The 1,167-nt window shown below is 47.0% G+C and carries 1 protein-coding gene; it reads right to left on the bottom strand.

Annotation, left to right across the window (positions count from 1 at the left end):
- Positions 1–1,167 (bottom strand): cadherin-like domain-containing protein (locus AB4496_RS06185; protein ID WP_372130697.1); only part of this gene is annotated, 1,167 nt, incomplete at both ends.

Raw genomic sequence — 1,167 nt, 5'->3', positions numbered from 1 at the left:
GACGTTGGACCCGCAACCGGTGGATCATTCACTTCTAGAACGGTGATGCCCGCAGTGGTTTCATCAATCGAACCGTCTTCATCGGCAACAATAACGTCAAGGCTGATATCGCCACTGAAGTTTTCATTAGGAAGGAAGGTGTAACTGCCGTCACCATTATCTTGGAACACACCATCTGTGCCGCTGTAAGTTACGCTGTCAATCGACACTGCACCTTCAACGTCAGAAGAGTTTGCTAGCAACTGCTCATCAGAAATTGTGATGGCATTGTCTTCGTTGACCATGTACGAGGTTGAACCCGCAACTGGCGGATCGTTCTCAGGCGTCACACTGACATCAATGTTAGCGCTGACCGTTTCTGTGCCATCAGACACATCGAAACTAAAGTTCACATCGCCATTGAAGTTTTCATTTGGCGCAAAGGTATAAGTACCATCACCGTGGTCGGTCAGTACGCCATCACCACCTGTATAGCTAATACCTTCAACGGTTAAGTCGTCGCCATCAATATCGGTGGCACCGGTAAGTAAGTCGGCATCTGTAAATTGCAGCGTACCGTCTTCTGCAATACTGAATTGTTGATCTTGAGGAACCGGCAAGTCATTAACTGGGTTAACAGTAAGATCGGCGGTTGCTTGAACTGTGTCAGTACCATCAGTGATGTTGAATTGAATATCAATGTCACCATTGAAGTTCTCATCTGGCGTAATCGTGAAGCTGCCATCGTCGTTAGCTACAACTGTCGCATCACCACCAACCGTTAAATCGCTTGCTGTTAGGTCTTCACCTTCAACATCAGACGCTTGAGACAACAGCTGATCTTGGCTCAGTGTGATTGAACCATCTTCGTTAACGCTGTAAGCCAAATCACCCGATACTGGCGCATCATTGATTGGCAATACGTCAACATTGATGACGGTTTCAACTTCTGCACCGTCTTCATCACGAATGGTGACATCAAGCTGAACTTGGCCATTAAAGTTCTCATTCGGAGCGAAGCTACAAGTGCCATCACCATTTACTGAGAAGATTCCCTCAGGGCCATCGTAGCTAATACCCACAAGCTCAACATCCCCTTCTACATCTGAGGCATTAAGCAACACTTGAGACTCACTGAAGGTCAGTACTGAGTCTTCATCAATGGTGTAAGACGTTGGACCCGCAACC

Origin of the sequence: Vibrio sp. 10N.222.46.A1 (genome assembly GCF_041473595.1) — a bacterium.
GTDB classification, from domain to species: domain Bacteria; phylum Pseudomonadota; class Gammaproteobacteria; order Enterobacterales; family Vibrionaceae; genus Vibrio; species Vibrio tasmaniensis_A.
This window is presented reverse-complemented; position numbering and strand designations above follow the sequence as displayed.